At 55.9% G+C, this 18214-nt stretch carries 15 protein-coding genes and 1 pseudogene; 3 read left to right on the forward strand and 13 right to left on the reverse strand.

The annotated features are described in order from the left end of the window. Nucleotides 1–51 precede the first annotated feature (51 nt). Complete coding sequence (locus A3SI_RS09595; RefSeq protein ID WP_009055461.1) at nt 52–2124, forward strand: LruC domain-containing protein; 2073 nt, start codon at nt 52–54, stop codon at nt 2122–2124. Nucleotides 2125–2195: 71 nt separating this feature from the next. Further along, on the forward strand, nt 2196–3881 hold the full coding sequence (locus A3SI_RS09600; RefSeq protein WP_009055463.1) for a mechanosensitive ion channel family protein: 1686 nt from the start codon (nt 2196–2198) through the stop codon (nt 3879–3881). 178 nt (nt 3882–4059) lie between these two features. On the opposite strand, the gene A3SI_RS09605 is transcribed toward A3SI_RS09600, so the two are convergent. The 10 genes and pseudogenes from A3SI_RS09605 to A3SI_RS09645 form a co-directional block, all read right to left on the reverse strand. After that, on the reverse strand, nt 4060–5379 hold the full coding sequence (locus A3SI_RS09605) for an SLC13 family permease (protein ID WP_009055465.1): 1320 nt from the start codon (nt 5377–5379) through the stop codon (nt 4060–4062). 86 nt (nt 5380–5465) lie between these two features. Next, nucleotides 5466–5816, reverse strand: coding sequence for an Hpt domain-containing protein (locus A3SI_RS09610; RefSeq protein WP_040670607.1), 351 nt, complete (start codon nt 5814–5816; stop codon nt 5466–5468). A gap of 110 nt (nt 5817–5926) precedes the next feature. Next, nucleotides 5927–6618, reverse strand: a pseudogene (locus A3SI_RS09615) (glycosyltransferase family 2 protein). A gap of 36 nt (nt 6619–6654) precedes the next feature. Continuing rightward, the gene (locus A3SI_RS09620; RefSeq protein ID WP_316929156.1) at nt 6655–7737 is read right to left on the reverse strand and encodes a glycosyltransferase family 2 protein; all 1083 of its coding nucleotides are present in this window, start codon (nt 7735–7737) and stop codon (nt 6655–6657) included. Further along, the gene (locus tag A3SI_RS22630) at nt 7734–8114 is read right to left on the reverse strand and encodes a glycosyltransferase (RefSeq protein ID WP_316929154.1); all 381 of its coding nucleotides are present in this window, start codon (nt 8112–8114) and stop codon (nt 7734–7736) included. Before A3SI_RS22630 ends, A3SI_RS09620 begins: the two co-directional genes overlap by 4 nt. Before the next feature lies 1 nt (nt 8115). Next, nucleotides 8116–9600, reverse strand: a complete 1485-nt coding sequence (locus A3SI_RS09625) for a 4Fe-4S binding protein (RefSeq protein WP_083836482.1) — start codon at nt 9598–9600, stop codon at nt 8116–8118. Nucleotides 9601–9658: 58 nt separating this feature from the next. Then, nucleotides 9659–11035, reverse strand: coding sequence for an NAD(P)/FAD-dependent oxidoreductase (locus tag A3SI_RS09630; RefSeq protein ID WP_009055470.1), 1377 nt, complete (start codon nt 11033–11035; stop codon nt 9659–9661). Next, nucleotides 11019–11792, reverse strand: a complete 774-nt coding sequence (locus A3SI_RS09635) for a DUF547 domain-containing protein (protein WP_009055472.1) — start codon at nt 11790–11792, stop codon at nt 11019–11021. Before A3SI_RS09635 ends, A3SI_RS09630 begins: the two co-directional genes overlap by 17 nt. Nucleotides 11793–11864: 72 nt before the next feature. Beyond that, nucleotides 11865–12551, reverse strand: coding sequence for a hypothetical protein (locus A3SI_RS09640; RefSeq protein ID WP_009055474.1), 687 nt, complete (start codon nt 12549–12551; stop codon nt 11865–11867). A gap of 118 nt (nt 12552–12669) precedes the next feature. Beyond that, a complete protein-coding gene (locus tag A3SI_RS09645; protein WP_009055475.1) occupies nt 12670–13284 on the reverse strand; it encodes a BACON domain-containing protein in 615 nt (204 codons plus the stop codon). 84 nt (nt 13285–13368) lie between these two features. On the opposite strand from A3SI_RS09645, the gene A3SI_RS09650 reads away from it, so the two are divergent. Continuing rightward, nucleotides 13369–14283 (forward strand): carboxypeptidase regulatory-like domain-containing protein, encoded by a 915-nt coding sequence (locus tag A3SI_RS09650; protein ID WP_162098443.1) that lies wholly within the window; start codon nt 13369–13371, stop codon nt 14281–14283. Between the two features lie 921 nt (nt 14284–15204). On the opposite strand, the gene A3SI_RS09660 is transcribed toward A3SI_RS09650, so the two are convergent. From A3SI_RS09660 to A3SI_RS20765, 3 genes are all read right to left on the reverse strand, one after another. Then, nucleotides 15205–16584 carry a M48 family metalloprotease gene (locus A3SI_RS09660; RefSeq protein ID WP_009055481.1) on the reverse strand — a complete coding sequence of 460 codons (1380 nt, stop codon included), beginning with the start codon at nt 16582–16584 and terminating at the stop codon, nt 15205–15207. Between the two features lie 281 nt (nt 16585–16865). Continuing rightward, on the reverse strand, nt 16866–17963 hold the full coding sequence (locus tag A3SI_RS09665) for a cellulase family glycosylhydrolase (protein WP_009055482.1): 1098 nt from the start codon (nt 17961–17963) through the stop codon (nt 16866–16868). Nucleotides 17964–18015: 52 nt separating this feature from the next. Then, nucleotides 18016–18214, reverse strand: a 199-nt coding sequence (locus A3SI_RS20765; RefSeq protein WP_238531703.1) for a hypothetical protein, incomplete at its 5' end; no start/stop codon positions are given.

An 18214-nucleotide genomic window follows, 5' to 3' on the forward strand; every position in this document is an offset into this window, starting at 1 on the left:
CCTTTCTCTGCTTCCCTTGCACATGAAGTCACCCGAAAAACAATACGCAACATGCTTTTACTCAAAATGAAAAAAATCCGCACACATCGTTTATGTTCTCTCCTGGTCCTTTTGGGGCTTGGGCTGGCCATGGCCTGTTCGCCGGATGATTCTCTTTCTGTAGACCGCCCCGATGACCCGAATGCGGGCTTCCTCGGGCTCCAAGTGCCCCCGAATTTTCTCTTCCAGTCAGAAGAGCAGGTGCGCCTAGAGTTTCGCGTCCGCTTCAGCCCAGAGCAGGCTGCCGCCGGTGTACCCTATAGCCTCTTTACCGCAGATCCGGATGCGGGAGGCCAACTGATTACCCGTTTTCGTCTGAATGAGGGGGGGACCTTTACTGGACTACTGGCCCTGCCGAGTACACAGGATAGTGTCTGGCTGAGCACCTCCTTTCCCGGTGTCGAAAGCTTCGTCCGGCTGCCTGTTCAGCAAGGGGTCGTTCGCTACGAGCGGTTGATTTCTGAGCTGCCCTCCGGAGCAGAAGCGAGCGCGAAGCAGGCCCTTAGTGACAGCCGCTCCCAGCAGCAGGTAAATGGCTTTTTTACCCTTGGGGCCTGGCGGCCAAATGGTACGCCGGATTATCTTCTCGGCCGCTTTCCTCCCGCTCCGGCCTTACTGAATCGTGTGGCCGCAGCACTACCCGAAGGAAGAGATGTTCGCGTGCATAGCCCAGAACTGCTAGGGGCGAATAGGCAGCGGGTTCTGACCGTGCAGGAGGATACCGAGCTTTTCGTGACGGTACTCAAAACGGGAAACAGCAATCGCTCCCGAAACGCTCTCGGCTATTACTACTACGGTCCGGGAGACCGCCCGCAGACGGTGCAAGAGGTGCTGAACAGGACTATCATTTTCCCACATGTGCATAATGGCATCTTGCGCCCGGGAGACAGGGTGCGCCTAGAAGGACCGAATGGAGCTACCTTCCCCGCAGGAACACGCGTGGGCTTTATTTTCATCGCCGACTCATGGCAAAACGCCGCCCGTGGTCTGGAGGTAGGTTCTTTTACTGCCTTTACAGAAAATCAGCTGAATACCTTTATTACCAATCCCGCCTTACGGGATCAGGGCTTGTTCCTGTACGATATCGCAAGCCAGTCTGCCGTGCTAGCATGGGAAGAAACACGCCGCGACAGTAATCAGAGCGATCATGACTTTAACGATAACATTTTCCAAATTTCGGCTGGATCGCCCACGGCACTGCAGCGTAGTGGGCTTTCTCTCTTAGGAGATGGTGCCTCAGACAGCGATGGAGACGGTGTGCCCGATTTTACAGATGACTTCCCTACCGATCCAGAGCGGGCCTTCCGCAGCTATTACCCATCAGAAGAGGGGGAAGCCACACTGATGTTTGAGGATTTATGGCCCTTCTTCGGCGATTATGATATGAATGACCTCGTACTGGGCTATCACGTGGAAGAACATCTCGACGCCAATCAGCGCATCAGTCGCATTCGCTTCCATCTCCGCATCCGAGCCACAGGCGCTGGCTTCCGTACAGGCTTTGGAATTCAGTTTCAGACGCCTACGGCAAATATCCGCAGCGTCACAGGTACGGGGCAGGTAGGAGAAATCACCAGCCTGCTGCCCACTGGGGCCGAGGCTGGTCAGCGCCTTGCCAATGTGATCTTCTTCGAGGATGCGAACGCAGTGATGCCGGAATTCTCTAATGTGCTCGTCGGACGTCCCCCAGTGGAGGAGCAGACCTTTACCGTGGACATCATCTTCGAAGAGCCCGTGAGCAGAGCGGTTTTGGGCAGCGCCCCCTATAACCCCTACACGTTCCGCCGCAGTGATCGGAGCCATGAAATCCACCTCCCCGGACAGGAGCCGACCGACAAGTTTAACCGCAATCTCTTCGGACGGGGGGATGATAACTCCAGCTTCTCCGCGCAACGCTTTTTCCAAAGTAGAAGTGGCCTTAACTGGGCCATCAATGTGCCCGCATTCGTGCCGCACTTGGTGGAAAATGCGGATTTGACAGAGGCTTATCGCGATTTCCCAGGCTGGGCACGCTCTGGCGGTACGGAAAATCGAGACTGGTTTAAGCAAAACATCAACAGTGGGTTGATTTTCTCACAACCATAAGGTTTTCAGATCTGAGAGGCAGGAGCTCCATAATTTTGCGTAATTTTGCAGAGAACTAAAAATAAAGTGCTATGCAAAGGACGCTTACCCAGTTTATGGGACTCCTGCTCTTTCTCTTTTTTGGACTGCAAGCCGCCCAGGCACAGCTTATCGTAGGGGATGAAATCATCGAAATTAACGATGAAGAGGGATATGTCAACCTCAGCTCGCCCTACACTACTGCGCTGACTTTTTTCTATAACCTCCGTGAGGATAACTTTAATCCCGACTTAGCAGCGCGCACCCTACGCGGTTACAGCGGCATGTCCGAGACGCAGCGCCTGGATCTGGTCCTCAAATTAAAGCAAATTTTCGATGGGAACGGGGTGCTCGTACGCCTACAAGAGGTACCACGCGAAGTGGATTTCCAAGAGGAAAACCAAGGGAGCCAGCCCCGCTACTTTTTTAATGCACAGGCACTTCCACTCGTTTACCTGGAGCTAAAGGACGATCGCTGGCAGTTTAGTGCCTTCACGGTGAATCGCATTCCGGAACTCCATAAAGAGACTTTCCCTTTCGGCACGGATCGCCTCCTGAACCTCCTACCGGAGATCGGCACAGATAGTTATTTTGGCTTGCACCTTTGGCAGCTCGTTGGCCTTTTCGGGCTGATTTTGCTGCTTTTCCTTGCCCATAAGGTCATGACGATCCTGCTGGATAGGGGGCTCCTGTACACCCTGCAGTATTTTGGCTACGGAAATGTCGCCGAAAAGTATCTGCTCCCCGTCGCGCGGGTCATCAGTATTTACATCATCGTGGAGCTGACATTGCTCTTTATTCGCGTGCTCCAGCTGCCGATCGAGGTGCTTGCTTGGTTGATTTTACTGCTGAATGCCGCCAAGCCCTTCATCATCACGGTGGTCTTCTATAAGATCGTGGATATCGTCTCGGCTTATTTCCAGCGCCTGGCGGAGAAAACTACTTCTACCCTAGATGATCAGCTGGTCCCGCTGCTGCGCAAGACTTTAAAGGCTTTCGTGGTGCTGGTGGGGACGCTGTTTATCCTCAAGCAGGGCCTCCGCGTGGATATCGTGCCTTTCCTGACGGGGCTTTCTATCGGTGGTTTGGCCTTTGCGCTCGCCGCGCAAGATACCATTAAGAATTTCTTCGGTTCGGTGATGATTTTTATCGATAAGCCTTTTCAGGTAGGGGACTGGATCACCTCAGGAGATGTGGACGGCACCGTGGAGGAGGTGGGCTTCCGAAGTACCCGCGTGCGCACCTTCCGAAATTCCCTGGTCTACATCCCGAATGGCAAAATCGCCGATGCCACCATCGACAACCATGGCCTGCGCCGTTACCGTCGTTTTTATACCAAGTTGACCATCACCTATGATACGCCGCCAGAGCTGATCGAGGAGTTCGTGCAGGGCCTGCGCGAGATCGTGCGCAAGCATCCAGACACTTGGAAGGACAACTATCACGTGTATTTTAATGACCTGAATGCCTACAGCCAGGATATCATGTTTTACATATTCTTTCAGGTGCCCACCTGGGGGGAGGAGTTGCGCGCCCGACATGAGGTGCTGATTCAGGTGGTGCGGCTGGCCAATCACCTCGGCGTGCGTTTTGCGTTTCCGACGCAGACGCTGCACATGGAGTCTTTTCCGGAGAAGAAAACGCTGGTGCCTGAGTATGCGCAGAGCGCCAAAGACTACCAGGAAGCCACAGCAAGGTTCTTTGGCCGGGAGGCCACTAACGGGGACCCCCGACAGTAGGGCTTTAATCCCTCCTCGGAAATGCTTCTACACGAATAAAGGGCAGGAATGCGCGTAGCACCACCGCCTTTTTCTGTCTAAACGAATAGCCAGGCCCAGACCAGCACGGCGACGATGGCCAGAAGCGGGCCCAGCAGGATCATCAGGAAGCCACCGGAGCGAAAGGACTTTTGTTCGATCATTCCTGTAGCGAAGGCGATGGCATTTGACGGCGTGGAAACGGGCAGGAGCAGGCGCAGCTGCAGCTGAGTGCCACGATCAGGGGGACGGCTACGCCAAAACTCCCCGGCAGCGAGAGCCCCAGCGGTACCAAGATCGCTGCTGCAGCCGTGTTACTCATCACATTAGAGATCAGTACACTCAGTAGGCTAAATACGATGACGACACCGAAAATCGGGATCGGCAGCTTGTCCAGCTCCTCCATAATGATGCTGGTTAGGCCCACATCCACCATGGCGATGCCCAGAGCCAAGCCCCCCGCCACGAGCATCAGTGTATCCCAAGGGAGGCGACGCACATGCTCGGCTTTGATAACCTGAAAAAGGGTCAGCAGAACGATCGGGATAGCGGAAGTAGCCGCCACGGGAATACCGTGCAGGGGCTCACTAAGCCACATGCTGACCGTTACGATGAGGGTGAAAAGGACCGCGTTTACCTCGAAGCGGCTCACCTCACGGCTTTCTTCCTGCAGGCTGCCGAGTGCAACTTCCATCTGTTTAAGCTCAAATTTCCAGACCAGGAAGCGCCAAAAGAAGTACACGCTCAGCAGGCCCGTCGGCAGCCCGAAGGCCATCCATTCCACGAAGGTGATGCTGATGCCGCGCTCCTGCAGCGCTCCCACCGCGATGGCATTCGGCGTACTTCCGATAATCGTGCCCATACCGCCCAGGGTGGCTGCCGCTGGGATGCCGATGAGTAGGGCGATGGTGTAGGGATGCTGCTTTCCCAGGCCTTTGGCCAAAGGCAAAATCGAAGAGATCATCATCGCCGTGGTGGCAGTATTCGACATGACCATGCTGCCCACTGCCGTCGTGAGCATCAAGCCCAAGAGGAGCCGGTCGGGTTTGGCGCCGAAGCGCCTGATGGTAAACTGGTAAAGCTTGCGGTCTAGGTACACGATGCTCATGGCTTCGGCCAAGAAAAATCCCCCTAGGAGGAGCCAGATCACATTACTGGTCCAGGTGCCCAAGTAAACATCTACCGGGGTGTAAAAGCCATCCAAGATAAAATCGGTGCTGAAGCCCACCAGGAGCCCCGCGATGAGGAAAATGCCGACCGCAAAGGGCGGAATCGCTTCTGTCACCCAGAGCCCGATCGCCAGCAGGGCCATAAAAAACACGTAATTTACCCCGTCATCATAGCCGAGCTGCCGGAAGAAGTAGGTGATGAAAAGCGCTAAAAGAAAATTGCCGGCAAAGGTCGAGGTGGTAAAAATCCAATTCAGGCGCAGGCGACGATACAGTCGGGCTGCCGCGTGTCGAGAGTCGTTGTAGGCCATTGTGGTTGGAGCTGGTCAGTGGCCTTAAAATTAGGTAACAATAAAAAATAAACCTAATCTAGTAGGAAAAAACCAGTACGTTCCCACTAAAGTGTAGCAGAAGCCAGCTCGCGTCGTAGGACTTGTAGTAGGCTGATCACCTGCTCGATACGCGCCTGAAGTTCTTCGGTCCAAGTGGCGGCTTTACCGGAAGCCTCCAGGTAGACTACTTCCTGCACCAGGGACTTGGGTACGCCAAGCATCACCAAGTTGGGCTTAATTTTATGCGCGAAATTATAGAGAAGGGCGGGATCTTGTGCGCTGCTGGCATGGCTGAAGGCCGCAGTGCTTTCCTCACACAGCAGTAAAAATTCATCCACCACCTGCTGCATCAGTTCCTGATCGTGGTCGGTGATTTCTTTCAAATAGCCAAAGTCGTACATCGGTTCATTCTTCATGGTGTGCGGGTGAAGTTAGTAGATAAGCACGGCAAGCCCCATTTTTTTCGATGAAGCAGCCTGATTTTTCGATCAAATAAAGGCATAAAAGCCTTTGGAAACTAGCCTTATTATTTTTTCGGCCGGTACTTGTACAGCGTGTACAGAATCTTGTAGCCGGCGCCGATCACGCCCGAAACAGTACCGCTGACCTTCGAAATGCCGATCCGTTTTTTGTAGTTTACCGCCACTTCTGTGTGGCGCAAGCCCCTCTGGTGGGCCTTAATTTGCATCTCGATGGTCCAGCCGAAGTTTTCGTCCACCATGTTCAGGTCGAGGAGATCCTGAAAGAAAATAGCCCGAAAGGGGCCCAAATCGGTGTAGTGCGCTCCATAGACGCGGCGCAGCAAAAAGGTGGCGAGTTTATTGCCAAAACGCTGGGGAAGGGTCATGCTTCCCTTCTCGCGGCGGCCAAGTCGCGGGAGCCGATCACCAGGCGCGCCTTGCCCTCCAGCAGGGGGGCCACCACCAGGGGCAGCTCCTCCGGGTAGTCGCTGAAGTCGGCATCGATGAAGACTAAAATGTCGGGGGGGCTTTTCAGCTCGCGCAAATAGGCGATGCCCGTCAAGCAAGCCTTGCCATAGCCTTTTTGGGGCTCATCCAGCACGAGAGCACCGGCCTCCTCGGCCACCTCCCGCGTGCGGTCGCGGGAGCCGTTATTTACTACGATGACCTGGCGGACCAGCTCTTTGGGCAGCGCCCGCACCACTTGGCCTACGGCATTTTCTTCGTTAAAAGCGGGGATTAAGACATCTATCAACATGGATACAGGTGATTTGTGGTTCGAAAGAGGTGTGAATCAGCTACTACGGAAAGAGGCGATGCTGACCAAGCCGAAGCCCAGGCAGAGCATGCCGTGGAAGAGTAGGAGTTCGCGGGTGCCCGTCCACCAGCCTAGCAGCACCATGCCGCCAAAGACTAAAAAGAGGCCAAACTCCACGTAGGTGCTCAGGGGAATACGGAAGCGGTGATACACGTTTTGGGCCCAAGCCCCGCGCTGTCCCTCGGCTAAATTATATTTTGGGGTTCGGATAAAAGCTGATTTTTTGCCGCTCAGGCCCTCCCAGACTGCGCCCGCATTATGCAGGGAAAGTCCCATGGAGACCGAAAGGAAGAGGGGCAGCTCGTAGAGGAAGCGCAGCAGGCTCCCCGGGGTTTTCGGGCTCAGCGTAAAGTTAGCCACCGCATAGACGGCCGCGATCAGCACAAAGCCCAGCAGGAAGAAAAGGGCTGCCGCATACAGGTCGAAGGGAATGTGTCCTGCGTAGAAACCCCACCAGAGGGGGATGCTGCTCAGGGCTGTCAGCAGCACGGCGATGAAAATGGTTGCATTCAGCAGGTGTGCCGTGGCGTGGACCTTCGTCAGCAGGGCTGCAGGGCTACGCCAAACGTTTCGTAAGTGCTTACGGGCACATTCCGCCCCGCCCTTTGTCCAGCGAAACTGCTGGGACTTGATGGCGGCCATCACAGGAGGGAGCTCCGCAGGGGAGGGCACATCCGGGCGGTACACGAAGCGCCAGCCTTTTTGCTGGGCCCGATAGCTCAGGTCCAGGTCTTCGGTGAGCGTGTCCGCCTCCCAGTTGCCGGCGTCCAGGATGCAGGCCTTGCGCCAGATCCCGCCCGTGCCATTAAAATTAATGAAGGCACCTGCTTGGTTGCGGCCCATCTGCTCGACCATAAAATGCGTGTCCAGCGCCAGTGCTTGTAGGCGGGTGAAGAGCGAATAGTGTTCGTTTAGGTGCGTCCAGCGGCTTTGGACCAGGCCCACCTCGGGATCCTGAAAGTGAGGCACCATGCGGCGCAGAAAGTCCGGCTCAGGCACGAAGTCCGCATCGAAAATGGCGATCAGCTCGCCTTCTGCTTGCGCCAGCCCTTCCTTCAGCGCTCCGGCTTTAAAGCTACCCGGTCCTCTCGGTGCAGGTAGCGGAAGCGGACCTCCGGGTAGCGCTGCATCTCCGCACGCAGGAGCTCGCCCGTGTCGTCGGTACTGTCGTCGAGCAACTGAATTTCCAGCTTTTCTCGCGGGTAGTCTAGTTGCGCCACCGCAGCCATCAGACGCTGCACCACATAGCGCTCGTTATAGAGCGGAAGCTGTAGAGTGACGCTGGGGAGGGCCTCATCGGCCAAAGGTTCTGGCGGACGGAATCCCCGCCTGAAGCGAAAAAACTGCCCCAGCAGGTGCGCCTGCGCCAGACTGTAAAAAGCCACAAAGCTCATCGCCAACAGGTAGATGGCCAGGGCCACATAAAGGAGCCACATGTTACTGTTTTATCTTGATGGAATCATTCCCGATGATGATGGGCAGCTCCTCCTGGATACGGCCCGCTTCAGCACCATTTTCCAACTTAAGCACGCCGCGCGGACAGACGGAAGCACAGACGCCACAACCTACGCAGGAGGAGCGCACGATGTTTTGGCCCCGCTGGGCATACCAGCGCACATCGATGCCCATCTCGCAGTAGGTGGAACAGTTGCCACAGGAAATGCACTGCCCCCCGTTCGTGGTGATGCGGAAGCGCGATTTAAAGCGCTGCACCAGCCCGAGGTAGGCAGCCAGTGGGCAGCCAAAGCGGCACCAGACGCGGTTTCCCATAAAGGGATAGAAGCCTGTGCCGATCACCCCGGCGAAGGCTGACCCGATCAGGAAGCCATAGGCGGTGTGCAGCTGATCTGTCGCGTAGCCCAGAAGGGCAAAGCTGCTGAAATAATTTGCCAAAGTTACGAAAGTCATCCCGACTGCAAAAACCAAAACGCCATGTACCAGGTAGCGCTCTACCTGCCAGGCTTTTAAAGATTTATCGGAGAGCTGCCGGTAGGGGTCGCCAGCGGTTTCGGCCAGCCCGCCGCAGCCACAGACCCAGGAGCAGTACCAGCGCTTGCCATAAAAATAGGTGAAGATGGGCACGGCGATGATGATCAGCAGGATGCCCCAGACCAGCATAAAGAGCCCAAAGCCTCCCGATGCCAGCATGTCTTCGATGCGGTAGGTGTAGAAAAAGGAGTAGTCTAGCGGCCAAATATTTTTAAAATCGTACCAGGGCTGGTTCAGCAGCACCAGAATTTCGGGGAGCAGGAAGGCAAAGCCCAGTTGAAAGAACATGAGGGAGGCCGTGCGCAGGAGGTGGTAGCGGCTATGCCGGTACTTGCGGAACATCCGAATGCCCATTACCAGAATGATCAGCGTGTAGAGAAAGCCATAGAGAAACCACTGGGAGGCAGGATTTCCGGAGATGGCTTTGGAAATCGGATCGACCATAAACACGGCCTGGTTCAGATAGGCGGGAAACCAGTACAGGATCACATAAAAGCTGATCAGGTAAGTCCCGGTCAATATCCCTAAAACGCCCCGATTTTTCATGGAGGAGAAGAAAATTCCGGTATGTTTGATGCCTGCGGGCTCTCCGCGGTACAGCGGTAGGATATACAGGAGTCCGCCGAGTACCATCAGGCCCACGGTGAGGGTGAGCCAGCGCAGGGGGGCTTCCACGGCTCCTCCGGAGGCGGCGCTGCGGCTAAGCGCAAAGTGGTAGTCGTCCCAGATGACCTCGTCCCAGCGCTCTTCTTGCTTGAGGGCTTCGTTATAGGGTTGGAAAAGGGCATCGTATGCGCTTAGAAAGGCATGGGTGGAAGGGTATTCCTGGCCGTAAAGGGGCTCCAGCAGCGGCAGCAGGGCTTCCTGATGGATGTCTTTTATCACCGCAGCGGCATCTTCCCGCTCCAGACGGTAGCTGCCCTGAAAGAGCATATAGGTAAACAAGCCCAAGCCCAAAAGGACAAGAAGGGTTCCGGTTTTTGGAGATAGGTCATGAGGAAAACAGAAAGCGAAAGAATGATTTTTTTCGGGGCTCGCGGACCGCTAGGCCTGTGGCGGCACGAAAGGCGGCGCGCACCTTCGGCGCATGTCTGGGGCTAAACTCCGCATCGAAAGAGGCGGACTCCAGCTCCTCCAGCACGCGTGTGATGGGGTAGCCTGCGCGAAGTGCTTGATCGAAATAGGCATGCCGCAGGCGCCAGCCGAAACTGTTCACGCCTAAAAAGCGGGGGACTGCATCGCTGGACGCCTCCTGGCTGAAGAGCAGGCGCAGGGCGATTTTGCCCTCGGGATGCTCCCAGTACAGATCTTGCTCGCCTGCGCGGAGCTCCGCTGGCACATCGCCATAGGTTTGGTATTCGATGTCGAAAAACTTGGCCGAATTAAACCAAGGCCCCGGCTTGTACGGGCTGGGATCCTCGGGATGACAGAGGGTATGGGCCAAAGCCTCTCCCTGCATGCGTCCCGTGTACCAGACCTGCTCCAGGGTTTTGCGCCCCGGCGCAGGAGCTTCCTGAAATTCGGCACAGTCACCGATGGCATAAATGTCTGCTTCGGAGGTTCTGTTCAGCGCATCTACGCGCACGCCACGGCCGCAGACGATGCCGCTGCCCTCCAGAAAGTCGATGTTAGGTGTCACGCCGATGCTGATGCCTGCCAGCTGGGCTGGTAGCAGCTCTCCCTTCGAGGTGCGCACGGCACTTACCTGCCCCGTAGCATCCCGAAGGATTTCGCTGGCCTCCGTTTCCAGGTGCAGCTGCACGCCATGCTCGCGGAGGTGCCGATCGAGGAGCTGTCCCTCGCGGGCATCAAGCACAGTATTCCAAAAGTGCTTTTCGCGCACCAGAAAATGTACCTGCACCCCTCTGCTGAGTAGCATTTCGGCCCATTCTACGCCGATCAAGCCACCTCCGATCAGGACGGCCTGCTTCAGGTAGGGGCTCATGGCTTCGAGGCGCTCCAGATCCTGCAAGTGGTAAAGGCCCTGCACGCCTGGACCCTCACTGCCCGGAACAGGGAGCATCCGCGGGCGGGAGCCGCTGGCGATGACCAGTATATCATAAGAAAAGGGGCTCTCCTGCCCCTTTAAGCGTAGTACTTTTTCTTTCGGATGGACGGACTCAACGCGTGCCTGTAGCAGCTCCAAGCGGTTTTTTGGCCAGAAGCTATCCTCGTAGGGCTTGGTATGGGCATAGGTCATGTGTCCCATGTAGATATACATCAGCGCCGTGCGGGAATAAAAATGCGCGCTTTCTTCGGAGATCAGCGTAATCCGTATGTCTGGATCATAGCGGCGAACGTGACGCGCACAGGTAACCCCCGCGATTCCGTTCCCGATAATGACCAAATGCTTATTTTTTCTGCTCATTTAATGACCAATCGTACTCCATATAGCTGATTTTCGCCTTAGGTTCCAGCTTCACCTTCGAATAACGGTTAATATACGCAATTAAATTCCCATTCTTCGTGAAATCGCCCGTGAACCAAGAGAAAATCTTCGATAGCTCCGCGCGGTCTTTCGTGATTTTATTCCGCTTCGGGTCGTTAATGAAGGCGCGCGTCATTTTGTCTAGCTCCTTATCCAAATTTTCTGCCGTAAAAGCGGCATTCATCAGGGGCGGACAGGAGTAAGAGGCACAGTTGATCGCAAAGTGAATGCGGGGCTCCTCGAACTCCTTGCGTAGGATTTTATGCTCCACCTGGTCCAGCGACATGTCCTCACCACCGATCTGGAAGAATTTCTTGTGCCAAACGGTATTGACCAGGGGGATTTTTACTTTGGGGTGCAGGTCCTGTATGCTCTTCACGGGGTAGTTGTCCGCGATTAGCTTAATGGTAAAGGCATTGTACACATTAATCCAGTAGGCGATCTGCTCGGCCTCGGACCAGGTTTTTTTATCCGGCGCACTGCGGCTCAGCGTCTCGAGGTACTTGTCCAGCGCGGCCATGTCTTGGATAAATCCTTTATAGTTGACCATGCCTTCGCGGTCCACATGGCGCTGCAGCAGGGTGGTGAAGGGGCTATGGTCGGGGGCTTTGGCGCTCGGCGCCAAAGGGTCCGTCTCCTTCCCTGCCGCCTGACTATTCGGCTGACAGGCGAGGAAAAACAGGGCCACAAGGCTCAAAAATAGGGGGTTTAGTGTTCGTTTCATACTTGCATATACGTATTCGGCTGCCGAAAAGATGTAGCGGGCTCTTTAGCGTACCGGAATGCTCCGCAAGCTCCAGTGGGCATTTTCAGGGAAGAAATGCCGCGACTCGGGCTGCCGCTCCTGGGGATAACTGGCTTCGAGCAGGTAAAGTTGCTGCTGATCGGGGGAGAGGAAGCTCAGGACCACGTCCATTTTTTGCGCCACGAGGCGCTGCCCATCCGGATCGGGAAGAAAGGTGCGCAGCGTATCGCGGTGGAGCAACTCATTATTCATACTGTAATGCCAGACTTCGGGTGCGGTGCCACTCTGATGCGCAAAGCGGTAGACGCCCATATCGTACACGCCCAGGATCCGGCCGCGACGGGGTGCTACGGTGATGTGGCTGAAGCCCAAGGTCTGAAACTCTCCCTCTGGTGCGCGCAGGGAAAAGAGGTAGGCCAGGTCCGTGCTGCGGTCTGCGGTCGACTGAAAAACATGTCCAGCGCGGCTGATAAAGCGCTGACCGCCCGGATAAAACCAGACCATCCCCGCAAAGGCCGGTCCGCCATGCACGGGATTGCGGTAGCGGAACTGGGGCAGGCCTGCCTGAATGTCGAGCTTGTCCAGGCCCGATGGGCTGATTAGGGTGCTGGCTAGGAGCAGGTGGCTGCCCGAAGGATGCTGGATGAGGCGCCCCTGCCCGAAGTAGCCCTCGAAGGTGTGGATACTGGCGTCTTCCGGACTGGGGTTCATGGCGTAGAGGCAGAGTGGTTTTGGACGTCGTCCGTGAAATACACCCAGCCACTGTTACTTACCGCGATGTCAAAGGGCTGCACGTGCACTCCATGGTGCTCACGCAGTTGCTGCCGGCTTAGGTCATAGAGGCCGTAGCCGTTTGTGGAGGTGAAGGCCAGCCACTCATGGTTTGGGCTGAGGGCGATGCGCTGGCGCTTACCGGCAGGGCCAGGCGCTGTATGGAGCCTGTGGTGGGGTTGATCAACAGCAATTCGGGCTGCTTGGTGGAGGCGATGATGCGGTGTCGGGTAGAGTCGTAGAGGGCATGCGTGAGCTGGGCATCGATGCGCCGCTGCCGGTCGGACTGGGGATTAATTAGGGTGAAGATGGGCGTCACCTGTTCGCCGTCTTGGATGACCAGGAGCCGCAGAAATTCATCTGGGTTTTGGGGGACGGCCTCGGCCAAGGTCTGGATCTGGGCGTTCACCTGCTGCCCGGGCTTCAAGGTGCCAGAAAAGGGGCTGGCCAAGAGGTAGGGGGCACTGCTTTTTATTTCCCAAGTAAGTGGACCACTGCCGGTGTTACGCAGGGTGAGCGTGCGGGTATCGGCACGATGCTCCAGGTAAAGGCTTGTCTCACTGATGCTGAGCACGCCCTTTCCGAGCGGTTCGCTTTCTGGGCCGCAGCCGAAAAGAAGGATCAAAGGGAGAAACCCAAAGATAATGGTGTGAAAAAGTGTTTTTAGGTGCATGGGGGAAATTATTTATGGGGACAAGATAGTGTTTTCCGAAGATTTTTTTTTTAGATTGGCTGGAAATTAATTCAAGCTATTTTTTTGAAAACACTACGAACTCCTCTATCTCGGCTTTGGCTGCTTCTAGCAGGCTTGCTGCTTCTGGGTGCCTGCCGTGAGACGGCAGAAGATCCCCTCACTCAAGGTAAATTAGCTGGCATCGTGCGCGATGAGGGCGGGCAGTCCGTGGAAGCGGTGCAGCTGCGCCTTTTCTCGGAAGGATTCGAGCGCAGCACGCAGACGGGCAGCTCGGGGGCCTATCTCTTCGAGCAAATCCCGTCGGGGAGCTACTCCTTAGCGATCAAGCATCCCTTTTATGCGGAGCAGACCTTTCCGGTGCAGATTCAGGCGCAGGTGGTGCAGACCTTAGACTTGCTGCTATTAGCGGAGTCGGGCACCTTGAAGCTGGAGGAGTCCTTTCTGCGGCTGCCCGTCTTTGCGGGGCAGGAGGAGCTGGGGCTAGAGGCTTCCGGCGCCTGGGTGGCCAGCACGGACAGCCCTTGGCTGCGGGTGCTTTCGCCGAGTGGCTCGGGAAATGCACCCCTGCGCATGCAGTTTGATACGAATACGGAGCATGAGCCACGCCATGCCACCATCCTCATCAGCTCGGGCGCCACACAGGTCACCTTAGAGTTGGAGCAGCCCGCCCCCACCCGCGTAGAAGTGGGCGAGCTGGACTATGGCGATGAAGCTCAGGAGCGCCGGCGGGGTTCTGGTTGCAGTTCAGCGCAGCAGTGGAGGTGGAGCAGATCCGCCCGCTACACACCGGGTGCATCCCGAACTTTGTCCCCTGGACACCCACAGAAGACAAGCGTGCCCTCTACTATTCGTATGGCTGCGCGGGCATCGGGGGCAGCTATGCCTTCGTGGTGGAGTATGTGGACACCTATGGCAATCGCTACCAAGAAAATGTGGAGGCGCGCTTTTATGAGGAGGTGCTGCCCTTCGAGGGGGTGATCGTGAACACGAAAACGGACCCCCTGCAGGACAAGCAGTGGGTGCTCACCCGCGATCCCGCCACTGTGCAGCTGCTGGATTTTTTACGCATGGAGGTGGAGTGGAAATTTCCGCTTTCCCTGCAGCCGGGCGAGGAGGTCTTCGACCTGGCTTTTAATCCTCATAATGGCTTGCTGTATGTAAGCACTCAGCGAGGGCTGCGCCTCTTTCATCCCGGTAGCGGGCAGCAAGTGCAGGAGGTGCTCCTGCCGGAGTCAGGCTTCAGTGAGGGGGATCGCTTCTTTGCGGTGGCACTGGCCATCGATGTGTCGGGAAATGCCCTGCTGGCCGTAAATACCTTTCAGACGGACTTTGAGGGCTGGTTGTTTATGGAGACACAGGGGGGGCACCGGATATTTCCGCATCCCGCGCAGGAGGATCCTCAGCTGTTTATCTCTCAGCTGCGCTTTCCTCAGGTGCGGCCTGGCGGCAAAGGATTTTTCGCGTACGGAACGGGCTGGGGGCTGCGTGGCTTGCTGGCCCTGGGAGGGGCTAGAGAGGCTCCACAGGTTGTGACGGCCTTCGATGAGGAGCCGGATCCCTTCTGGATGCACGTGGATCGGTTCAGCGAAAGGATTTTGATCCGCCACTCGGGGCTGACGGACTGGAAGCAGGGGCAGGTGCGTTCCCTGGGTTTCCCGCCCTTTGCGCCGGGCGCACCGGCTTACTGCACGGCCTGTCCGCAGGAAGGGACTTGGCTGCTGGCGAATGGCTCCGTCGGTCGGATCGTAGCTTTTCGGGGCCAAAGTGAAGCCCCTCTTCCGCAGCATCGCATGGGAGGAGGGGCTTGGCTTCAGGTTACGGCCTTACGGGAGCAGGGCTATTATATCGTGCAGACGGACAGCTACAGCAGCGGAGGGGCCGGCTTTCAGGGGCAGCTGCTTAAAGTGGCCTATCCTGCCCGCCAGCATCTTCCGGCTTCTCGGGTAAGATAGGCTCCGTGGGCGGGGTTTCCTGAGTAGCAGCTCCGAGGCGGATACGGTTTCCGGAGCGCTGCAGGAACTGCTCCACTTGACGCATCTCGGACTGGAAAAACTCGGAGGGCTGCTCCTGATCTGCGGCGATGAGAAACTCCCGATAGGTCTCGAAAGCGCTGCGTGCCTTCTCCTTTTCGCCTAGCCGCAGCTGGAGGAGGCCTTCTTCCTTATAAATTTCCGGCCAGGGGCGCATGGTCTTCTGCTTGGCGAGTAGCAGGTAATCCATCGCCAGCTGATTGCTCTCCTGGTCATGCGCCTGCCGGCGCAAAATCTTGCTCATCAACAGATAATCCTGGTCGGTGGCGAGGCCGTTTTGTTCCAGGCGCTGCAAGAGGCGGGCGGCCTGATCGTAATTTTTTAAGGCATAGAGCTCCGTCGCATGCTGGCTGACGGCCGGGGCGATCTGGTAGAGGAATTCTGTGTCGTCTAAAGTCAGCACCTCAGGGTACTCCCGCAGAAAGCGGAGCGCAAAACGGCGTGCCACCAACTGTTGCGCATTATCATAGGAGGCACCGATGTTTTGGCGGGTGTCCGAGGCGACGAAGTAGATGGCATTGCCAAAATCAATAGCGGCGCCATAGTCTTGCCAGCGGCCTGTTTTCGCCTCATCTACTACCATGGCCGTGGTGACCGCTGCGGCCGCTACGGCTCCCCAGATACGGGCGTTTCGCTCTCGACGCAGGGCGCGGTTGAAGTTGATCAAATTATGCTCCAGCACCACGTGGCTGATGTTTTCGGCCAGCACCGTGGCCAGTTCCTTTTCCGTATTGAGGCCCGCCAGTAGTCCTGTGGTGATGACGATCAAGCCATTATCAAAGGCAAAGGTAGCGGCCTCGGGGCTTTTCAGGATGAGCAGGCTGAGGTTGCGCTCCTGTTCCTTTAGGATGGGGGTGGGATGGATGAAGTAGAGCAACTGGTACATGTAGTCGCTTAAAAATTCATTTTCGAAGATGAGGCCATTGTTTTTAGCGGTTTTATAGTAGTCCATGGCATCTTCGAAGAGCTCTTGGCGCTTGTCTTGTTCCCAGCCGGCTTTTTGGATGGCTTGTCCGCGCTCTTCGAACCAGCGCGCCTCCCAAAAGTCCAGGTCATCATCCAGCACGATGACTTGGTCTTCGTTGATGTAGCGCCTGCTGTTGTTCGAGGTCAGTCCATACTGGTAGATTTGTGGGTTAGAAGGGTTTTGTCTTTTTGTAAAGAGGCGCACGGTGTCGCCGGCACTGTGCTCGCCAACGTTACGCTGCAGTATGCCGCGGATTTGAATAACATCTTGCGCTTGCAGCAAGCTGAGAGGCTGCGAGGGTGAGGGCTACCAGAAGGAGAAGGGAGGCCCTTTGTAGGAGTTTGGGGGACTGTAGGAGAACCATAGGCTTCGGGGTTAAAACTAAAAATTAGGTATTTCGATAGAAATTACATAATTACCTATCGGATTTATCTAGTTTACGGTAGAGGGCTTGTGTAGGTTGGTTCTGGGCAAAATAAAAAAGCGCTGCACCTTTTTATTGGGTGCAGGGCGCTTCGGTGCTTATGGTTAGGGCCTTGGTGCTCTTTAGGGTTTTGTCCTCTTTAAGGCTTTACGAAAGATGTCGGGCTCGAATTATTTTCGAGCAAATAGTCGTAGATGCGTTCTCCCCAGAAGTTATTGGCCTGATCGGCATGCGGGCTTCCATCGGCTTGGCGCAGGGCATTCGGGTACGGGGTATTGTCGTTCCAAAGCCATGCCAGCACGGGCACTTGCAGGCGGGCGCTAGCGGCCAGGAAGGGGGCTACGGGCAGGGTTTCGCCTACATTCAAGACCCCCAGCTCACCGATGAGGAAGGGCAGCTCCGCTTCTTGGAGCCTTCGGAAGCGGGCTTCGATGGCCTGCTGGCTGCTATTTTCTGTCCATTTCTCGTAGGCATGCAGGTCAAAGAGCAGGTTGTAGCGGCCTTCCATCAACTCATGGCCTTTTTCGAGGAGCGCTTCTTCGGACTGTCCCTGCTCGTTTCCGGGGATAAGGATGATATTTTCAAAGTTGGGCACTGCGCGCAGGGCATCGCTCATTTCGCGCATATCCCGCAGCCAGCGCTCGTGGCTGTAGCCATTTGCATTATTCCAGTGGTAAGGCTCGTTCCAGACCTCTATCCACACGTCCGGCTGTCCTTTAAACTGCTCGGCCAGTGCCTTTAGGCGCTGCAAGTACTGGGGGTAGAAGCTTTGGTCGGAGGGATTCAGCCCGGTGAGGAGTGTCTGTTGGCCCTGCTCATCCACCCATCCGAAGGGACAAAGTATGGTGATGCGTCCATGCTGTCTATTGGCTTCCACGATGGTCTGCAGGGGGTGGAGCCAGACGCCATCCGTCCCTTGGATTGGGCCTCCGGCCAAAGGCTGTTCGTTAAAATTGCCAATAAATTCCCGTACGATTTGGATGTTCCAGGCATCCATCAGCTCTTGGTCCACGAGGCCAAAAGACTGCATGGCATTCACGCCATTTGGGCTGATGGGGCCTTTGTCTTTGCTGAAAATTTGGTGTCCTGCGATGTAGAAGGTGCTATCGATGGATTCGGGCAAGAAGGGGAGTTGGGGCACGCCCGGGAATTCGGGTGGATCTTGGGGTTCTTGCCATCCGCAAGCCGCTAAGAGGGAGAGAAGGGTGAGGAGTAGGAATTTGGGTAATCGTAACATGGTACTGCAATATAGGATTTTTTTTGATTGTTAATGCTGTAATGGTTAATGGTTAATGCTTGCGATTGCCTCTTTGTTCTTGGTTTGGCTTTATGGTCTTTTTTAAAGGTTTTGGGTATTTTTTTGGATTGAACGTTGATGGAAAGGCTTGGGTTAGGGTGGAGGCGTGTTTTTTAGGGTTATTTTTTGGGTTTTTGTGTGGCGGGGGGAATATTATGTGGTGATGGTTGAGGGTGAGGGTGGATTTCGAG

Source organism: Nitritalea halalkaliphila LW7, from assembly GCF_000265075.1.
Lineage (GTDB): Bacteria > Bacteroidota > Bacteroidia > Cytophagales > Cyclobacteriaceae > Nitritalea > Nitritalea halalkaliphila.

Coding starts and splice junctions, on each gene's coding strand:
- A3SI_RS09605 (WP_009055465.1), bottom strand. CDS start 5,379: ATGGCCTACAACGACTCTCGACACGCGGCAGCCCGACTGTATCGTCGC.
- A3SI_RS09595 (WP_009055461.1), top strand. CDS start 52: ATGCTTTTACTCAAAATGAAAAAAATCCGCACACATCGTTTATGTTCT.
- A3SI_RS09645 (WP_009055475.1), bottom strand. CDS start 13,284: ATGCACCTAAAAACACTTTTTCACACCATTATCTTTGGGTTTCTCCCT.
- A3SI_RS09610 (WP_040670607.1), bottom strand. CDS start 5,816: ATGAAGAATGAACCGATGTACGACTTTGGCTATTTGAAAGAAATCACC.
- A3SI_RS09600 (WP_009055463.1), top strand. CDS start 2,196: ATGCAAAGGACGCTTACCCAGTTTATGGGACTCCTGCTCTTTCTCTTT.
- A3SI_RS22630 (WP_316929154.1), bottom strand. CDS start 8,114: ATGTGGCTCCTTTATGTGGCCCTGGCCATCTACCTGTTGGCGATGAGC.
- A3SI_RS09625 (WP_083836482.1), bottom strand. CDS start 9,600: ATGCTCTTTCAGGGCAGCTACCGTCTGGAGCGGGAAGATGCCGCTGCG.
- A3SI_RS09640 (WP_009055474.1), bottom strand. CDS start 12,551: ATGAACCCCAGTCCGGAAGACGCCAGTATCCACACCTTCGAGGGCTAC.
- A3SI_RS09665 (WP_009055482.1), bottom strand. CDS start 17,963: ATGTTACGATTACCCAAATTCCTACTCCTCACCCTTCTCTCCCTCTTA.
- A3SI_RS09630 (WP_009055470.1), bottom strand. CDS start 11,035: ATGAGCAGAAAAAATAAGCATTTGGTCATTATCGGGAACGGAATCGCG.